Annotated in this window: 20 protein-coding genes; 1 reads left to right on the top strand and 19 read right to left on the bottom strand. The window is 65.9% G+C overall.

Annotated features, from left to right (window positions below; all coding sequences use genetic code 11):
- Nucleotides 1-92 precede the first annotated feature (92 nt).
- The 17 genes from Asera_RS10105 to Asera_RS10185 all read right to left on the bottom strand — a co-directional run bounded on the left by Asera_RS10105 (nt 93) and on the right by Asera_RS10185 (nt 11,380).
- Nucleotides 93-1,532, bottom strand: a complete 1,440-nt coding sequence (locus Asera_RS10105; protein ID WP_030446693.1) for a tyrosine-type recombinase/integrase — start codon at nt 1,530-1,532, stop codon at nt 93-95.
- Nucleotides 1,529-1,738, bottom strand: coding sequence for a helix-turn-helix transcriptional regulator (locus tag Asera_RS10110; protein ID WP_035296838.1), 210 nt, complete (start codon nt 1,736-1,738; stop codon nt 1,529-1,531). Before Asera_RS10110 ends, Asera_RS10105 begins: the two co-directional genes overlap by 4 nt.
- A gap of 327 nt (nt 1,739-2,065) precedes the next feature.
- Nucleotides 2,066-3,370 carry a DUF3631 domain-containing protein gene (locus Asera_RS10115; protein WP_030446695.1) on the bottom strand — a complete coding sequence of 435 codons (1,305 nt, stop codon included), beginning with the start codon at nt 3,368-3,370 and terminating at the stop codon, nt 2,066-2,068.
- On the bottom strand, nt 3,367-4,245 hold the full coding sequence (locus Asera_RS10120; protein WP_030446696.1) for a bifunctional DNA primase/polymerase: 879 nt from the start codon (nt 4,243-4,245) through the stop codon (nt 3,367-3,369). Before Asera_RS10120 ends, Asera_RS10115 begins: the two co-directional genes overlap by 4 nt.
- Before the next feature lie 26 nt (nt 4,246-4,271).
- Nucleotides 4,272-4,514, bottom strand: coding sequence for a hypothetical protein (locus tag Asera_RS10125; protein ID WP_051802331.1), 243 nt, complete (start codon nt 4,512-4,514; stop codon nt 4,272-4,274).
- Between the two features lie 413 nt (nt 4,515-4,927).
- Nucleotides 4,928-7,105 (bottom strand): FtsK/SpoIIIE domain-containing protein, encoded by a 2,178-nt coding sequence (locus Asera_RS10130; RefSeq protein ID WP_035296841.1) that lies wholly within the window; start codon nt 7,103-7,105, stop codon nt 4,928-4,930.
- Between the two features lie 94 nt (nt 7,106-7,199).
- Nucleotides 7,200-8,099, bottom strand: a complete 900-nt coding sequence (locus Asera_RS10135) for a hypothetical protein (protein WP_051802332.1) — start codon at nt 8,097-8,099, stop codon at nt 7,200-7,202.
- 40 nt (nt 8,100-8,139) lie between these two features.
- The gene (locus Asera_RS10140; protein ID WP_157034849.1) at nt 8,140-8,349 is read right to left on the bottom strand and encodes a hypothetical protein; all 210 of its coding nucleotides are present in this window, start codon (nt 8,347-8,349) and stop codon (nt 8,140-8,142) included.
- The gene (locus tag Asera_RS10145; protein ID WP_030446702.1) at nt 8,346-8,735 is read right to left on the bottom strand and encodes an RRQRL motif-containing zinc-binding protein; all 390 of its coding nucleotides are present in this window, start codon (nt 8,733-8,735) and stop codon (nt 8,346-8,348) included. The genes Asera_RS10140 and Asera_RS10145 overlap by 4 nt, the downstream gene beginning before the upstream one ends.
- Nucleotides 8,735-8,965, bottom strand: coding sequence for a hypothetical protein (locus Asera_RS10150; protein WP_030446703.1), 231 nt, complete (start codon nt 8,963-8,965; stop codon nt 8,735-8,737). Before Asera_RS10150 ends, Asera_RS10145 begins: the two co-directional genes overlap by 1 nt.
- Nucleotides 8,965-9,237, bottom strand: a complete 273-nt coding sequence (locus tag Asera_RS10155) for a DUF6284 family protein (RefSeq protein ID WP_035296844.1) — start codon at nt 9,235-9,237, stop codon at nt 8,965-8,967. Before Asera_RS10155 ends, Asera_RS10150 begins: the two co-directional genes overlap by 1 nt.
- A 96-nt stretch (nt 9,238-9,333) precedes the next feature.
- The gene (locus Asera_RS10160; RefSeq protein WP_157034850.1) at nt 9,334-9,483 is read right to left on the bottom strand and encodes a hypothetical protein; all 150 of its coding nucleotides are present in this window, start codon (nt 9,481-9,483) and stop codon (nt 9,334-9,336) included.
- Between the two features lie 275 nt (nt 9,484-9,758).
- Nucleotides 9,759-9,911, bottom strand: coding sequence for a hypothetical protein (locus tag Asera_RS10165; RefSeq protein ID WP_157034851.1), 153 nt, complete (start codon nt 9,909-9,911; stop codon nt 9,759-9,761).
- Nucleotides 9,911-10,120 carry a hypothetical protein gene (locus Asera_RS10170; RefSeq protein ID WP_030446705.1) on the bottom strand — a complete coding sequence of 70 codons (210 nt, stop codon included), beginning with the start codon at nt 10,118-10,120 and terminating at the stop codon, nt 9,911-9,913. The genes Asera_RS10165 and Asera_RS10170 overlap by 1 nt, the downstream gene beginning before the upstream one ends.
- Before the next feature lie 132 nt (nt 10,121-10,252).
- On the bottom strand, nt 10,253-10,510 hold the full coding sequence (locus tag Asera_RS10175; RefSeq protein ID WP_030446706.1) for a hypothetical protein: 258 nt from the start codon (nt 10,508-10,510) through the stop codon (nt 10,253-10,255).
- 93 nt (nt 10,511-10,603) lie between these two features.
- Entirely contained in the window at nt 10,604-10,819 is a 216-nt protein-coding gene (locus tag Asera_RS10180) for a hypothetical protein (RefSeq protein ID WP_030446707.1), read from the bottom strand.
- A gap of 99 nt (nt 10,820-10,918) precedes the next feature.
- Nucleotides 10,919-11,380 carry a DUF3307 domain-containing protein gene (locus Asera_RS10185; RefSeq protein ID WP_030446708.1) on the bottom strand — a complete coding sequence of 154 codons (462 nt, stop codon included), beginning with the start codon at nt 11,378-11,380 and terminating at the stop codon, nt 10,919-10,921.
- Nucleotides 11,381-11,894: 514 nt separating this feature from the next.
- Between Asera_RS10185 and Asera_RS10190 the strand changes: the two genes are divergently transcribed.
- Entirely contained in the window at nt 11,895-12,746 is an 852-nt protein-coding gene (locus tag Asera_RS10190) for a GntR family transcriptional regulator (protein WP_030446709.1), read from the top strand.
- A gap of 166 nt (nt 12,747-12,912) precedes the next feature.
- On the opposite strand, the gene Asera_RS10195 is transcribed toward Asera_RS10190, so the two are convergent.
- Both Asera_RS10195 and Asera_RS10200 read right to left on the bottom strand, forming a co-directional pair.
- The gene (locus tag Asera_RS10195) at nt 12,913-14,256 is read right to left on the bottom strand and encodes a PIN domain-containing protein (RefSeq protein ID WP_157034852.1); all 1,344 of its coding nucleotides are present in this window, start codon (nt 14,254-14,256) and stop codon (nt 12,913-12,915) included.
- An 899-nt stretch (nt 14,257-15,155) separates the two neighbouring features.
- On the bottom strand, nt 15,156-17,366 hold the full coding sequence (locus tag Asera_RS10200; RefSeq protein ID WP_084131718.1) for a KAP family P-loop NTPase fold protein: 2,211 nt from the start codon (nt 17,364-17,366) through the stop codon (nt 15,156-15,158).
- Between the last annotated feature and the right edge of the window lie 97 nt (nt 17,367-17,463).

A 17,463-nucleotide genomic window follows, 5' to 3' on the forward strand; every position in this document is an offset into this window, starting at 1 on the left:
ATACGCGGGGGCGTTTTCGGGGCCGGACGCTCTCGCGCGGACACAGAAAACGCCCCCGGCCCCGCGCGTGGCGGGAGCGGGGGGCGGCATGGTCAGCCTTGCTCGTCCTGGTCCGTGTCTTCTTGTCCTAGTCCTTCCGCTCCTAGTCCTTCCGCGATGCGACGCCGGGCGATGCTCTCCTGCCCATGGATGCACTTGGCGTACGTGCGGAGCAGCACGGCGACGCTGTGCCCCGCCCACTCGGCCACCTGGGGCGCGGGCACACCGGAGTTCAGCCAGAGCGATACGGCGGCGTGTCGGAGGTCATACGGCCGGCGGGCGAGGGGCGATGTCGCTTCCGCGTCCGTCAGCGCTGCCCGCCGCGCGTCGCGCCACACCCGGCTGTACGTGTTGGTGGACACCGGCGAGCTGTACGGGCCGGCTATCGGTCGGCCGAAACGTCCGGTGCGCGTGACGAACAGCCGACCGTCCGGGCCGGTACCGAAGTCGGCCAGGTGCCGCCGGAGTGCGGCCACCAGGTCCGGACTGGCGGGCACGATGCGGGTGGCGTTCGCGGCGCGGTGCTTGAGGGCTCGGTCCTCCTTCGCTCCGTCGCCGTCGCCCCACGCGGTACCGACCTGCTGAGTCGAGCCGGTCAGCAGCAGCTCGCCCCACTGGTCGGCCGCATCCGCGGCAGGCAGGTTGCAGTTGCGTTGCCGCAGGTGGAGGACTTCGGCGGGACGGAGCGCGGCGTAGTACATGCACGCGAAGAACGCTTCGAGCTCAGGCGAGTTCTTCCGTACCGCAGCCAGCAGGCTCCGGGCTTGCTTCGGGTTGACGACCACGCGGCGGTCTACCTCCTCGGTGTTCTTCGGTGTCTTCCACTGGATGCGGTCAATCGGGTTGCCGCTGAGATAGCCGAGTTCGACGGCGTAGCGCAGCGCGTTGTAGAACACAGCACGTTTGCGGGCGATGGTGGTCGGTGCCGCCGGCTCGTTCTTACTCGTGACGGTGAGCGCGTCCAACGCCCGCCGAACGACCACGGGGTCCTGCAGATCGGCCAGGTCGATCGTGTTCGCGGCTGCCCACCGGGCCGGGCGTGATGTGGAGCGCTCGGGCTCAGCCGTACGGACGGCTTTGTTGAACGACCACGTGTAGAGCGTCGTGCGGAGCTGCTTGCGGTCGGGCATGCCGCGCGTGGTCGTGACCAGTGCCAGGGTCAGAGTCGTGAGAGCTTCCGCGATGCTCTTCCGGTGCCGCCCGGATGCGTGCGGCCACTTCATGTCGACGAACGCGCACGCGTGGTCGTACCACGTGCGCTTGTTGCGTTCACGTTGCAGTGATACGGGGAGTCCGCTGTCCGCGTCGAACGCTTCGCCATCGCGAATGGCGGCCATCAAAGACGACCGGAACGCGTCCGCCAGCTTGCGCGTCACGAAGGTGTCTTGCCGTTCCTTCCCGTCAACGACCCAGCGAACGGTGTAGGTGGTCTTTCGGGCGCCTCGGTTCGGGCGGATGCCCCAGATCTTGACGTTGAAAGTGGGGCGGGTCATGCAGCCTCCAAGGTTTCGAGCCAGGTTTCGAAGTCGGTGACGCGGATGCGCAGATCCCCGTTGGGCAGCTTGATCACGCGGGGGATGGCGCCTTTCGCGCGCCAGTCGTAGAACGTCGACCGGGCGATGCCGAGGGCATCGCACACGTCCTTGACGCTGAGGAACGGACGGCGGGTCTGTCGTGTTGGGCGGATGGGCGCGACCATCAGAGGTGCCTCTTTCTGGGAGAGGTACAGCCCCGGCGCGGGTGCTGGCAGGCTTGCCGCGCCGGGGCTGGCTGACAGGGGCGGTGATGCGGCCCGTTCAGCGGCCCGTAGCCGGCCGCACCTGAACGGACCCGAGCGAGATGCGTGCGCGGCGCGCGTGCCGCTGCGGCTACCTCAGAGGCCGCTGAGACGGCTGTTGAGCGCCTAACGGGGCCGGGGGTATGGCTCAGTAGCCCCGAACCGGGTCGTGGCGGGTGTTCTGGGCGGTGCCGGCCTGACCGGAGTCGCGATGACATTCCGACAATCGGTCACTGACGGTAGTCGCGGTCATGGGGTCTGCGCCGTTGTGGTGGGGGAAGCCGTACCAGCCGTACCAGCCGTAGCGTCGCTGGTCAGGGGCGGTACGGCTTGGAGGCTGGTACGGCTTAAGCCGTACCGCTGGTCAAGGCGTACCGGGTCTGACCTGGTCTGGGACGGCTGGTACGGCTGGTACGGCTCGGCCAGTTCCAGTGGTGGCCGTGCGTCGCCGTCGGCCGAATTCTGTGACGGTGTGTAGCGTTCCCACGCGTCGGTGAAGTCCGCGCGGGCGTAGCCTTTGGCCTGCCCGACCGGCGAGGGGAACCGCAGGGTGCGAGAGCGGATGTCGTACTCGCGCAGCAGGTCACCCAGCTTCATGCCGGTCAGGCCGGCGCCGGTCGGGCCGTAGGTTGCCCACGGCGCTTCCGGGTCGGACTTGAGCCGTTCCAACAGGGTCGTCGTGGGGATCTTGTCCAGCTCAGCGAACGCCGCCCGGCAGTCGGCCAACAGCCGGATCCGGTCCGACCCGCCGTTGGTGTCGTCGGCCTCCGCGGTCAGCGCCAGCGCCGCCGCGCGTGCCCGCACCGGCCATTCGCCACCCGCCAGATCCGCGACCGCGACGAGCGGTTCCCACGTGTCGGCAGCGCGATCCTCCAACGGCATCACCGGTTCTGCCGCCTCCAGCTCGGTCAGGTGGCCAGACAGCCAGTCGGCCAGCCGGACGCCGATCGCGTTGAGCCCTGGCCCGTCGCGCCGCACCCGGTAGGGGGCGACGGTTTCCCCGGGCGCCCGGCGGCGCATGCGCACCACTACGGCCCGGTCTTCGATGGTGTCGGGCATGGCGCCGATGCCGGCCAGCGCCGCCATGGCGAAGGTCGGGATGGTTTCGAGCGACCGGGTGGCGTTGTCCCAGCGGATCGCGGGCCGGTTGCGCTGGTGACCGGCGTTGAGCAGCCCGCGTAGATCCTCGTTCGAGTCGCCTGCCTTGGCGCCGAAGATCGTGTCGGCCTCATCGATCAGCAGCGTCGGCGGGTTGCCGGTGCCGATCGCCCGGTACACGGCGGCCGGGGAGGCGTTGACGGTCATCAGCGCGGCGTGGCAGGTGGCTTCCACCACGTCCAACAGCCGCGATTTGCCGCAGCGGCGTTCGGGTGCGCGGATCACCAGCCGTGGCGCGTGCGCCCACGCCGGTTGCGCGTGCGTGGCGGCGGTCCACAGCGCCACCGCGTCGACCGCTTCCGCACTCGGCAGCGACACGTAGCGCGTGATCGCGTCGTGCATCGCGTCCAGAATCGCCGCGCCGTCCGGCGGTCCGGTGCTGGAGTCGGTGGTCATGCGGGGACCCCTTCAGCGGTGAAGCCGCCCACGATGGCGGCGCGGATGTCCCGGTCGGTCTGCTGTGCCTGCCGGCCGGCGTCGGTGAGCGCAGCGACGGCCGTGGCAGTGTCCAGCGCGCCGGACGCGACGATGCGCGCCACGCCACGGGCCGCGCCGTACAGGGTCGTGCGGCGCCGTCCCTCCGGTGCCGTGGTGACCCGCCGCAGGTTCGCCGCCAGCAGCGCCGCCGGGGATGAGATGCCCCCGCCCCCCGACGGCGGCCGATCGGCGTCCGTCGGGCGGGGCGCGGTGATCTGCGGCGGCCGGGAGAGCGCCGGGGCGGTCACCACGTCGGCAAGGCGCGGGGGCATCTCATTGACCGGCCGCCCACCCACCGGCACGTACGGGCGGCGCGCGACCGGGTGTACCGACGGCGGCGCGACGACGTAGCCGCCGTCGGCCTTGATGTCGATTCCCGACCGGCCCGGCATCGGTCGGGACATGACCGTCCCGCCCGGGTGGGCGTAGTACAGGTGCCAGCCACCCGACCCGGTGGCCACGGTGTAGGTGGGCGCCATCAGCGCTCGGTCAACCCGCCCGCCGTGGTCGGGGTCGATGTCGACCACCACCAGCCCGGCCGGCACCCCGGTACGGATCGCGAGCAGCCCGCCCGGCACGGCGGCCAGCATCGCGGCGATGCGGGCCGGGTCGGTGGTCGCGGCGTAGAACCCGTGGCAGGTCAGGCACTCGCAGGCTTCCCGATCGTGCCCCGGGTCGGTTTTGGCCGACGGGCACGCCGGGCAGTTGGCGACCGGGCGTTTCGTGCGTCCCAGCACGAACACGGGCCAGTCACGGCCGGCAGCAGACAACGCGGCGTCAAGATGTGCGTTCATCAGGTGATCTCCCTTCGGACAGCGGATCAGCCGGCCAACGGCAGCGACGAGCCGCCCGCCGTCCCGCTGGCTGGGTGCGCCGGGGCGGCCGGGGCGGCAGCGGCAGCGATGGACAGCCGCAGGTAGAGGCGGAAGCGGCCGGGTTGTTCGAGCGGGTGCAGCTCGCCCAGGTGCGTGACGGTGCCGAGCCGGTGCAGCGCCGCCCACGCGGCGCGCAGCTCGTCTTTGCTGCCGTTGAGCCAGACTTCGACTCCGGTCAGCGCGGCCATGGCGACGTCCCTCCCCGCGGGTTAGCGGCTGGACTTGACGAGACGCCGGAGCCGGTTGGTGATCAGGACTCCGAGCCGGAACCGGCCGCCGGATCCTTTGCAGCGGCGGCAGTGCCGGTACGCGCGGCCGGACGGCGACGCGTGGCGGCCGGTGCCGCCGCAGCGCGGGCAGTTCCGAAACGGCCAGATCGCGCACGCGGCGAGGTAACCGAGGGTGATGACGGGCAGGATGCAGCAGGTGAAGCTAGCGAGGGTGCGGAGGGGGTGCACAACGGCTCCTCGGGCTGTTTTTGCACGTGATGGGCCGCAGGGCGCTAGTGGCTAGCGTCCTGGCCAGGGAATGTTTCAGGGGCTAGCGGGGCCGCTAGGTCTAGCGGCTGTGGCGGCTAGGTCTAGCGGCCCCGCTCGGCCGGCTACGGCTTGCCGGTCTGGTTACTCTCCGCATAGGCGGCTTCGATGTCGGCGCGGTGGATGCCCTTGCGGTTCGCGCCCTTGTTCGTGGTCGGGTCGGTGCCCCACACCTGCCGGGTCGGCACGGCCGACCGCCATGGCTTCAACGCCGCAGACAGCGCGTTGGCCCGGTCGGCCGGCTCCATGCCGGCCCACGGGTAGGCGTCGGGCCGCAGCTCGGCCAGCCGGGCCGCGACGGTTTCGCCCCACACCTTCGCCTCGGTCGCGGGGACCACGGCGAGGATGTCGGCGAGCAGGCTGTACGACGGTGCGGTGGTGACGTCGGTGTCGGCACCCAGCGCATGCCCGGTCAGCGTCCCGGCCTTGTCCTTCATCGCCCGTGCCCTCGCGACGATGATTTCGGCCGCCGGGCCGTCGATGTAGGCGGATCGCACGATCTGCGGGTCGTCACCTTCACCGGCGAGGTAGCCGATCCCCCGATCCCTACGGCTGAACATCGTGGCCCGGATGCCGTTGCGGTAGGCCGAGGTGCCGAGCACCATGTCGTTTTCGACCTGCCCCATGACCTTGAGGCAGAACCGCAGCGCGGCGTTAGAGCTGATGCCGGTCGGCAGCGACTTGGAGTCCGGCCGCTGGGTGGCAAACCACACGTTGACCCCGGTCGCCGGCCCACGCCGCACGAGGTCTTCGCAGATCTCGGTGAACTCCTTCCCGTGCTCAGGGTGTTCGAACCAGCGCTGGCACTCGTCCACGCCCAGCACGATCGGATGCAGCCCCAGCGACTTCTTCGACGCCAACTCGCCGGTGACCTTGTTCTCCGGGCACACATCACGGGGCAGGTCGCGGATCACCTTGGTCCGGCGCCGCATCTCCGCGCGCAGCTCGCGCATGTCGGCCAGGGCGTAGGCGATGTCGTCGTCATCGTCGCCGGCCCGGTACCGGTGCGCGACGGGCTCCAACGCCGAAAAGTCGCCCGTGCCCTTGAGATCGTAGGCGTGCAGCTCGGTCCGCGGGTCCAGGCACGCGGCGAGCAGCACCAGCCGCAGCGAGAACGTCTTACCCATCCGCGGGATCGCGCCCATGATCCCCGAGGCGAACATCAGCGTGACCTCAACCAGCCGGCCGCGCGCGTCGACGCCGAACGGCACCGGCTCGAACAGATCCACCACACCCGACTTCAGCAGCGGCCACGGCTTCGCCTTCGACCGCGACATGTCCTCATCGGCCACGAACAACACCAGCCGGCCCGGGTGCACTTCAGCGTTGCCCTCGGGCCACACACAGCCCAGCGGCCGGGACAGCGCTGCGGCAAGCTTCTCCCGCCGGTCCGCCACCTCCGAGACGGTCACGCCCGGCGGCAGATCCACCTCGGCCCGCCACCCAGCACCGGCTTCACGCTGGATCGGCGACGGGAAATCGATCGCCTTGGGGTTCTTGGCCAACGCCTGCGTGACGCCGGCGATGCCCAGCACCGACAGGGCGTGCGTGACCATGTCCGACGTGAGCTTCGGGGCGTGCCGCATGCTGGTCACGGTGTCCAACAGCGGCCGGTCGGCCGGTGCACCAACCGCGCCCATGATCGCGGTAGCCACCGCCACGGCCACGATCCGGGCCGAGGTCGGGGCCATCGCCCAGAACACCACCGCACCGGCCACACCGAGCACCACGGAGGCGGCCAGGATGATCGTGCGGGCACGCACCCGGTCGTCACGCTGCCGAGACAGCTTCAGGTACTCGTCGGCATCCTCACGCCGCACCGCGGCCAGGCGTACCGGGTGCCCCTCGGCATCCGATGCCCACCGGCCCGCGCCGCGGATCGTGCGGGCCACGCCGCGCGGGGCGCGCACGGCCAGCCGTCCGGCGTACTTCGGGCTCCGCAGCGCGTGGTAGCCGGTGACGTGGGCGTAGTGCTTCGCCACCCAGCGGGTCGCGGCCAGAAACTCAGCCTTGGACTTCGCCCACGCCGGAACGATCGGCCGCCGCTCAGCCGTGCGGAACATGTCGAGACTGACCACGTCCGACCGCTGCGCTTCCGGCGAGTCGACCCGCCGCGGCCGGTCGGGTCCGTCCAACACCGCGGTAGTCGTGTCCGGGTCTGCACCCGGGTTGTCCTGCGCATCGCCGGTCAAGTCGACCAACGCGGCATCCCAATCCCGCTCGGGGTCGTTGGGGGTTGTCATGATGGTGCTCCCTCTGCTGGGTCGTGGTATCCGGTGGGTGGGGGCCGGGACACGGCCGTGGTTCCTAGGCCGTCAGGCCGTGTCCCGGGCGGAACTATTCGGAGCGCACCAGGTGCGCCAGCGCCGCGCCCATGCCCAGTACCGCGACCGGGAGGCAGGCGACGAGCATGGTCACCGGCCACGGGGCGTGCGTGAAGTGCGCGGCGGACAGCAGGTGGTAGGTGACCTGCCCGGCGGCGCCGGTGATCAGCGACGCGATCGCGGACACCTTCGCGAACTTGCGGGCACGGGCCGGGATACCGACCGTCAGCCACACGTAGAGGGCGTAGGCGGCGTAGACCTCGACACCAATCGGCAGCGTGATCGCCGTGTTCAGCGTCAGCCGGTCCACGATGCCCGGCAGCGGGTGCACCACGCCGAAACCGGCCATGGCACCCAGCGACACCCACCCGGACCACACCGCCACCAGCGCCGGCAGCGTCAGCGCCATGACCGGCAGCACCGACACCTTCCGGTGCTCGCGTACCGGCTCGTCGGCCGGCACGGCCGGCTCGGTGGCCGGCTCCGGTGCTGTATCGGTGGCTACCTGCGGCGCCGCCTCGTCGCCATCGGCGGCCGGCGGGTCAGTCGGCGTCGGCTCCGGCGCGGTGTCGGCGCCGGTGTCGTCGGGCTCGGGGGCGGGCACGTCGGCGGTGCCGGGCTCGGTGGTGTCGGGCTCGTCGGCCGGGGCGTCCGGGGCCGGCTCGTCGCCGGTGCCGGTGCCGGTGCCGGGCACGATGTGTAGCTCCGGCCGCAGCAGCGCCGCGTGCACCTGGCGCGCCTTGGCCGACCCGATGTGCAGCAGCTTCGTCAGCTCGTTCTGCGAGGGAACCTCGCCGTCCCGGTCGGTGACGATCGCGCGGGCCTGCTCGATCAGCTCCGGCAGCGACCGGCGATACGCCGAACGCGGCTTCGGCCGGCGCTGCCGGCGCGGCTCGGTGGTGGCGGTACTCATCGTGTGCTCTCCTTACCGTCCAAACAGGACAGACGAATCGTTAAGACCAGATCCATGCGCCGATCGCATCCAGGCCCGACCGGATCGCATCCACCACGCTGTGCGCGGCATGCGCGACGTGACCGTCGGATCCGGCGATGACCACCCCCAGCAGCACGCCCACGATCACGGCGAGCGCGGCCCGTGTCTTCTTCCAGCCGAGCAGCACCGCTGCGGCCAGCAGCAACAGCCCGAAGATCGCCAAACTCATGCCGCGGTCCCTTCCGCTGGCCCGTACTCGCAGTCCAGGCAGCGCCCGAACCGGCCCGGGATGACGTAGTCCTTGATGTGCCCGCACTCGGGGCAGGTGCGCCGCGCGGTGTTCGCCTTGTCCAGCGCCGCTCTCTGGCGTGGGGTGGCGGTCCGCTTCGGCTTCGCGGTGGCGATCGCGTACAGCAGCGCGATCCGGTCGCGGCGATGCCCGCGCCACATGATCTGGGCGACCGGATCGTGTCCGCCGGGCCGCAGGTTGAGCGTGGCGAGCTGGCGGCGGGTGGCCAGCCCCGGCGGTGCCAGACCCCAACAGAACGTCGGGATGCCGTACCGGTCGCCGTCGGGATCGATGTAGCGGGCCCGGATCCGCGACGAGTCGGCCATCAGTGCCCCGTATCGGTGTCGGAGACCTTCCGGCACGGCGGGTCGTTCACCCACCAGCCATGCCGGTCGGCCTTGGCGTCGGGCACGCAGTGACAGGCGGGGACCTTCCCGACAATGCGCCGGTCGGTGTGGCTGCCGTCCGGGCACTGGTAGTGGCGTCCGCAGCCGGCCGACAACGCGGCTGTCGCGGCGAGCACGAGCACGGCGGTTGCGGTGCGACGGTTGGCCATCACGCCACCGCCCGTGTCCCGAACCGCCGCGCCACCGCCAGCCGCAGCCACGCGGCCAGCACGGCGCGTTCCGCGACGTGGTAGCGCTGCCAGTCCAGCTCCGTCGCCCGGCGGCGGCCGACGGTGATCAGCCGGATTTCCGCGTCGGTGAGCGTGACCTCGGCTTCGATGACCTCGTGCTCGTCTTCGATCGCGGCCAGGTCCGCCGCCGTCGGCTCCAGCTCGTCCCAGTCATTGTCCGAACCGCCATCCTCGTACGCCTCGTCGTTCATCAGGTGCTCTCGCTTTCGGTGATGCGCCAACCGGTGTCGACGCTCAGCGCCCGCCCACGGCTCGAACGTGGGTGCCTGCCAGCCGGGCGAGGGTGGCTACCGCAGGTGCCAGGGCAGACGCTTGCCCGCATCGGCCACGGCCTTGTTCGCCTTGAGGTAGTCGGACTCCTTGGCGTTCTTCGGCAGCCGGGCCAGGTTCTTCTTGGCCGCCTCGTACGCCTTGCGCGCCTCGTCGTGCTTGCTCATCGCGTGCGGGTCCTTTCTGCAGCGGCGCCGCAGGTCGGCGCCGTCGTGCCCGCCCACGGCTCGAACGTGGGTGCCTGCCTGCCGGGCGATGCGGGTCAGTGGCCGGTGGCGGCCATGACGATGGCGAACACGAGCGCCGCCACCAGGGCGAAGATGCCGAGTAGGTACGCGCCAGAACCGCGCATGATGTGCCTCCGTTGTCCGATGTAGACGGTCGTGCCCGCCCCGGGCTCGAACCGGGGTGCCTGCCGGCCGGGCGCCTGTCTGGTGAGCGGTCAGCCGTGCAAGCCGTGGCCGCTGGCGATCAACGCCGCGAGTTCACGGACGGCCTTGTCCTTGGCCGACTGCGACTTGCCGGACATCTGCCGGTTGACGATCTGGCGGGCGAGCTCGACATGCACCGTGGTCGGTGCCTTCGCGGCGGCCATCACAGACCCATCCGGCGCCGCTGAGCGGCGGGGATCTTCTTCAGGTCGGCCAGGCCGCGCTTGAAGTTGCCCTCTCCGAGGGTGGTGACGATGTCGCGGTACTGGCCCATCGACATGGACTCGGTACCGTGCTTGGCGTACTGGTTCCTGGCGCCGTTGATGGCGGCGCGGGCGGCGGCCTTGGCGATACGGGCGGCAAGGGATGCCATGATGGGGGTACCTCTTCCTGTATTGGGAGGGTGGTGGCCGGCCCAACCCCGTGCTTTCCAGGCCAAGGGGTTGGGCCGGTTCGTGCCCGCCCACGGCTCGAACGTGGGTGCCTGCCGGCCGGGCGGTGCGGGTCAGGACTTGCGAAGCTCGCGGTAGTGCTGCTGCTCGTCCCGCAGAGCCGCTTCGATCGCGCGGATCTCGCTTTCGGTCCCGCGGATGGCGTGCCTGTCGTTGCCGTTTACGGGCAGCTTGAGCAGCCGCAGGATGTTCTGTTCCTTCTTCAGGTCAGCACGCAGACGAGCCTGTACGGTCTCTGAGAAACGCAGGTACTTCGCCTTGTTCTTCTCGCGCTCCTCCCGCTCCGCCTTGCTGGGTCCAAACAGCCCCATCGCTGTACTCCTGTGGTGTCGATGCTTCGCCTTGTGCGAAGCGCCGTGCCCGCCCACGGCTCGAACGTGGGTGCCTGCCTGCCGGGCGGGTGGTCAGACCCATCGGCCTTCGGTCCAGACCCGCAGGACCGTTCCGTCCGGGCCGCAGATCGAGACGTTGGCATGCTTGTCGCGCTTGGTTTCGCGGTCGACGACCGGGATGGCCTTGAACCAGCCGTCACAGCCGATCGGGTCGCCGTGGTCGGCGTGGCCGACGGGGAAGCGGGCGACGGTACGGCCGTTGACCTTCACGCTGACCTTCTGTGCCACGGTGTTCCTCCGGTGTGCGGTGACGCCGCTGGTCGGCGTCTCGTGCCCGCCCCGGGCTCGAACCGGGGTGCCTGCCTGTCAGGTCGGGCGAACAACGGGTTAGGCGCACGCGGCGAGGATCAGCGCGGCCACCAGCAGGAACAGGTAGTGCGCGGACTGATCGAGCGCGTAGGCGCCGGTGCCCAGCGACGGGTTGTCGTCGTGGCCGGGCCGGGGTGCGCCCATCCGCACGAAGTGCTTGGACCCGGTGTGTTCGGCCAGCCAGAAAAGCGGCCAACGCCGGTCGATCAGCCAATGCGTGACGCCGGAAACGGCCAGCCCGGCGGCGGTACCGGCCGCCGGCAACGGCAGCCCGATGGCCAGGTGCAAGGCGGCGAGCAGGACGGCACAGGTGGCGGTGTAGGTGGCCACGTGCCAGGTACAGGCGATACGGCCGGGCCAGCCCGGCAACGCCTTACGGCACGCCTGCCGGTCGGTCTGAATCCAGTGGTCTGCCAGCTGGTGGGCGACGAACAACGCGGCGAACGCCGCGCCGAACACGGCCAGCGGGGATACGAGCATCACGACTCCTGACAACGGGAAACGTGGAAGAGAGGCGGCGCGGTGATCGCGCTCGTGCCCGTCCCGCGACTCGAACGCGGGTGCTGGCCTGCCAGGCCGGGCGATGGTGTGCGGCCCTCGGTTGGGCGGGCGGGCGGACAAGTCATGCGGCCGGAACACGTCAACGGCCGACACCCGCGCGCCACCCCTAGGCCGCGTGCATCCGGAGCAATCCGGCAGACGGATCTGCCTGCATCCGGGGATCCCCTGTCCAGTTGTGAAGCGACATGCGCACGGAAGGACAGAGGGCAACGCACGCCATGGCCAACCGGCCCGGAGACCGGCCCGGCATCGCTGCCTGTGACCCGCGTCTCGCGGTGTGCGTTGAAGCTAACAGTTGGTCTGAGACCGTGTCAACTGTTAGGTCAAGATCAGTTAGAAAGTTGGCTGTGACCTGCGCAAACATCTCGGATCAACTGTTAGATGCTCTGGTAGGGTGCTAGCTGTCCAGTACAGACGAAGGGCAGGGAGCACGATGACCACCCCTGGTCAGCCGCTCAGCAAGTCCGAGCCGCTCACCCAGCAGGTCGCGCGGAACATCCGCAACGCGATCGAGGCAGGCACGCTGCGACACGGGCAGATCCTTGCCTCTACCCGCGAATTAGCCCAGGAATGGGGCGTAAGTGTTTTCACGATCAATGAGGCGATGAAGACCCTCATTCAAGAGGGCATCGTGGTGAGCAAGTCGCGTTCAAAGCGGATGGTCAACCACCCCGACGGCGAGCCGGACCGCCGGGTCACGCCATCGTCCAAACCGCGTGTGGTCTTCGTCGGCGGCTATGCCGGGAGCGGAAAGTCGGAGTTCGGGAGGATCCTCGCGCGCGAGACCGGTTGGCCGATCCTGGACAAGGACACCTTGACTCGCCCGGTCGTAGAAATGGCGCTGGAAGCCCTCGGCCTGTCGCCACACGATCGAGAGTCCGGCAAGTACCTGAGCACTGTTCGGCCGCGCGAGTACGAAGCCCTGATCTCTGCGACCAACGAGAACGTTGATTGCGGATTGAGCGCGGTTGTAACGGCCCCATTCCTCCGTGAATTCAGCGACGATGCATGGCTAGAACGCACCGTTGCTGCCCTCGCGGATCGTGGCGCCGTCGTGACTTTCGTATGGATTCACTGTGACGAAGACACGATGCGCACCTACATCCGCCACCGCGGTGCCGCCCGAGACTCCGCAAAGATGGCCAACTGGTCCACGTACCTCGACGGGATTAACATCGACTTCCGGCCAGCCGTGGCGCACGTCGTAGTAGAGAACTCCGCCAGCAGTGCGCCGCTGAAGGTGCAAGCTGCCAAACTCATCGATAGCTTCATGGCTCAGCCCTGAGAAGCGGCCGGCCCGGTCCCGACGCGGAAACTCGGAGAATACCGGCTCGGTGGGCTAAGGTGTCACTATGTAATCGAATGCGCAGGTTATTTATAGCGAAGAGAACGGCGTTGTCGGCGCACGTAGACTCGACCGACAACGCCCGTCTCTGCCGCGGATGGCCGCCTCAGGTGTCGCTTTCTCTTCCTTCGTTTAAGAGTCGACTTCTTTCCTCCAGTACCCGGCGTGCATGCTCGCTCCGGCGCCTCCGAATCTGAGCGTCCCGAATCTGGGACTCCCTATGCGCTCGCATGACTGCGCCTTTTTGTGACGTCTTTGGCCGGGATGAAAGCGATGAATCCATAAAGTGTTCGTCAACGTCCGTTAGCTGATCATAAAGGGCACCGATTCGTTGCCTCAGCACAGACAAAGCTTCTTCATGGACGGCAATGTCGGCCAGCAAGACTGGACGGTCGTTCGAGTCGCCCAGGTCTGACTGCTCGTAAAGCAAATCTAGGTGCTTGCGCGTGTCTTCTTCCTCGGAGGAAGCTCGACGTATATCGAGGATGATCTCTGTGTGTCGCTTCTGCCAGTATTCCTTCTCTCCTCGTTTTATCAGTCGTTCGGGTGCCTCTTCCTCCACGCGTCGCGATTGCTCGATGGTATTCGAGTCGATGTGTACAGACAGCGCAGACTTGGCTGCTTCTAGAAACGCTGCGGCGTCTAGAATCATCAGCCGCACTCCCGCACGTTCCTTCAGCTCTTCTACGAGTTGCAAGTTTGGCCCGACCGAATGGGTCCTGCTCTTCCTCCACCAGTCATCTTTGCCGTCATCCGTAACGATCAGAACATCTTGTTTCCGTCGCGATGCCTCAGCTATGGTTTCTTCCCAGATCAAGTAGTCACCTGACCTATTTTCTTCCTTATCGGCATCTCGGTAACCAGGCGGAATGCTCTCCTTTGCCCTTTCGTCAAACTGGGCCTCAAGGACAGCTCTTTGTTCCGATGTTGGTTGGGCTCCAATATATCTGGCGAAGATTGGATTTAGTTCATCCAGAACGGAATCGCCTTCTAGTGACCCGACGACGGAGAACTCATACTTAGCCTGGTGCTCTGCGATTTGCTTGTGAATCTTGGCCAATGCGTGGTCTAAGCCAGCAGTTAGGTCATGTTTTTCCGCGGCCGTGAACTTGCACGTATTTGCGAAATGATTGAGCGTACCAAAGAGCTGCTCTTTGTGGGTGTTTAGCGCCTTCGAAAGCACGTCGTATTGCTTTACTTGCTGATCGATTATATCGATTCGCTTGTTGTGGAACTCAACAGCGACCTGAAACGGCATAAACAACCTGTCGCCGATGCGGTTGATTGCCCGGAATAGTTCAACTCTGGCCGAGGCGGTAAATTTGTACAGTAGCAGGAGAACGTTGGTGTCGAGGACCACCATGCCGTTTCGTAGGAAATCATTCCGCTCGTCTCGCGAGGGACGCAAGTACGGGCTGAAATCAGGATGAAAGTAACGCCTTTTCGTCATGTGGGCCTCCGAACGGGGTGAAGGCTACTAATCACAGCGTAACGGTTCTTCATCAGGCTCGCGAGTTCTAGGGACGATTACCCCATTTATTGAAAAATTCGATAAGGGGTGGGCATTTGTTCGTAGGTGACGTCGACCTGCCACGTACATCCCCAGTCGCGCAGTCCCATATCCGAACACACGTTCGGGCTGAAGGCGGCCGGCCTACCCCGCCTCTGCGGCCGAACCCGGCGCCTTGCGGGGCATTCGCGGGGGCGCGGAGGCTGCCCGGACTGTTTGTACTGGCCAGGGCGTTGTCTTCCTCGCTCTGTAAAACCGTCGGCTACGCCTACACTGGTTCGAATCCAGTACCCGCCACACCAGGGTCTCCAGGCCCCTGACCAGCAGAGATGCCGGTCAGGGGCCTTCCTCGTACGGTCCAGCGGTTCACGACCGTTCACGGCCGTTCGCGAGCGCTCAGGGGCAGGACAGGGGCAGTGATCTTGCGCCGCCCGGCCCGACAGCGCGGCGCCCGTGTGACTCCCGGCACGCCACCCCGGCCACGGTGACGGCCCACGGACAGTGACCACCGGCTCCGGTGGCAAGGCGGCCCCGGTCCTGGGCCGCCGCGGCAGCGATCGCCCGCAAGCACCGACCGCGGCAACCGCGCAGGGCGATCGTCGGCCTCGCGCCGAGGCGTCGTCCTGGTCCTGGCCGCCGTAGAGCGCTGATGGCGCCGGTGGGGCGGCGGCGTACCGGCCCGTAGGCGCCAGCCGAAGGGCCGGGCCTTACCGCCGCCCCACCGGCGCGCGCCGCGCTTGCGCGGCGCCTTGATCCAGTAGAGACCAATTCGGCAGCGCGTCTTCCTGGACGGCACGGAAACACGGCAGCTCGGCCTAGATGTCCGACAGCTATAGGCATCACGGCTCGGCCTGAGCGTTTGAAGCATTGGGATCTGCCAAGATCGACTGTGCGTATGAGATCCGTTCCTCGAGAGTAGGAGGATCTACAGTTCGCACCTCGGCATCCCTTATTGCAGGTGTGTTAGGTGAGAGATTTAGCGTGTCGCGAACCCTTTGTAGCCCCAGGAGATTGTCGACGCTAGAAAGCTCGAAGGAGCCAAGCATCTTCCAAGTCTCTTGGCCTGAGCTGACCGTCGCTGTGCCCACCATGAGGCCAAGAAAATCTTCTAGGTTCCATGTTGACTTCTCGAAGATGTCCCATAAGATTTCCTGAATATAGGATGGGCTGTTTGTGGCACCAAGCATGGAACAGAGATCCACCAGTCGCGCATCCTCGAGCTTGATCGAATGGGTGGATTCCATGCGAAGCTTCTGCTCGGCTAAGTTGGAAACAACAGGAATTGCAGCGTCTGTCCAGCCATGAAAGGAATCAGAAGGTTCACGTGTGGTAACGAACCGCACAATCTCGGTTGCTAGTATAAGGCCGGAGTTGGTCGCTCCTATGGCCTTCAGGGTATCAACGGCGGCCTCGACTTCTAATTTGTCAAGTAGTTCGATTGCCATGCTGCGAAACCATGAGTCTGGCCTTACGAAGGATTCGGGGTGCTGGCTCTTTATTTCAATGTAATTATGGCCAATCCACTCGATCCAAGGCACTGGCGAGAGCTCGCCCCGCCGACAGAACCGCTCTAGGCGTAAGCCGACTAGACCGGCGTCTGTTTGCAGTGCGTCGGTGACTGCCTGGATGGCAGTTCCCTCGCGCATATTCGCCATCTCGACTGCTGCGGATCGGATTACACTGTCGGGAAGATCTTGGGCTGGGACAGTCATTTGTGTGTATCGATCAAAGAACTGTCTGCTCGCCACGCCTCTGCGATCGATAGTGTCTTCCGCGTGAGAATATCCAAACGTGATATTGTCGCGCGCGGCACGAAGGTACGGAAACAGATCTGCTAGCAGATTTTGAATTGACTCCGGGTGACGAGGATGGGTGCGTCCAATGTTGTTAATCCATCGTGTCCAACGGTCTGAGTTGGTTTCCTTCTGGTGCTCGTATGAGAACGTTTCACCTAGAAGTTCCGAGCGGAGTCGTAGGACTAGGTCGAAGGCTGATCGTTCGAACGTCTTTAGAAAGACTATTCCCATAAAGTCAACAAAGTCAACTTCGTCGGCAACACCGACCCAGGATGCGTCAAGCTGAGTAAATAGCCGCTTAATGGCCCTTGGCTGGATCATGTATGGTTCAACCGTCTTGATCCACATTCGCGATAAGCGATGGCTTATGTCTTGCCGAAAATCTATGGAGTGTCTTGCTATTAATTGATCTAGGAGCCTGTTGAAGAGGCCAAGCTTTTGACTCTCGAGTAGGGGTGGTATGTCTATTCTAATCTGTACGATCTTCTCGAGATAATCCCTAGCTCGGCCAGGGTTATTACTAGCAAGATCCGTTCTTCCTAGAACGTCTTCGATTGTTTCCTCGTCATATGAAAGGAGGTAGTAGACGTTAGGTAACCGACCAGCGAGACGCACAAGTCGGAATGTGTGCAGTAGTTCTGCTGGTTCGAGTCGGTCCAGATCGTCCAAAATCACTAGAATCGGCTTATCTAATTCTCGCAACTCGCCCTCTGCTCGGGCTTTTGCTGCTTCTGGTGATTGATCTCCGCTAATTAGAGTTGCTGTCGCCTCGAGAGCACGGGAGACGTCCACACCTATCAATCCGCCCAGGCTCCCATAAGGTGCGAGTCGAGCCGCTAGCTTTCCGATAGATCCTCGAGTGTCTCCCCTCCTTAGATCCTCAGGTATGGCATGAGAGAGTTCAGAGAAGAAGCCGTTGGCGGCGGATTCATAGGAGTTATACATCCATGGGTTAAAGCTGGCTAAGTGCCATTTGTTGTCATTAGCTAGATGTTGTCTCAGCGAATTGAGCAGTGTAGTCTTGCCGCTACCCCACGGTCCGACGATGGCGGCGACCGCGCTCTCGCTTTGGCGCGTTATTGACCCTAGCGTTCGTGCTAGGGAATCCACTAAACGTTGCCGATCTAGATCATCGTCCATTAGTTCAGATAGGGGATCGTCGCCGTAAAGACCATCTTCGTTGAGTTTAGGATGATCGGCTGCGGGCTTGTTTGTATCCCTCTCGACCGGCGGACTGGATCTGGGCTCACGCATCACCTATCACCTGGTTTCGATCGGCAGTTGGTTAATTTTCTTCCGAGATGGCATTGTCCCACCCAACGGAAAGTAGGGTACGCTGCGACCGAGGTAT

The organism is Actinocatenispora sera (genome assembly GCF_018324685.1).
Lineage (GTDB): Bacteria > Actinomycetota > Actinomycetes > Mycobacteriales > Micromonosporaceae > Actinocatenispora > Actinocatenispora sera.